Source organism: Glutamicibacter sp. GQ173 (assembly GCF_059759215.1).
This window is the reverse complement of sequence record NZ_JCAXDT010000029.1, coordinates 1-203: the sequence shown is the minus strand read 5'-3', so window position 1 is coordinate 203 and position 203 is coordinate 1. Positions and strand designations below refer to the sequence as shown.

Here is a 203-nt window from a genome sequence, read left to right as displayed (position 1 = left end):
CCTGACGACGACTGCTGTTGTACCAATCGATATACGCCTCAATCTCCACCTTGAGCTCCGCAAAATCCGCGAAATACTCTCCATGAAACATCTCTGACTTGAGATGTCCAAAGAAATTCTCCATGACCGAGTTGTCGAAGCAATTGCCTTTACGAGACATGGACTGCACCGCGCCATGCTCCACTAACAAGGTCTTCCACGAT

Annotated in this window: 1 protein-coding gene; it reads right to left on the bottom strand. The window is 48.8% G+C overall.

Translation table 11 applies throughout. The features are described 5' to 3' along the window. On the bottom strand, positions 1-203 hold a 203-nt coding region (locus AC6CHO_RS17245), incomplete at both ends, for an IS3 family transposase (protein WP_498216706.1).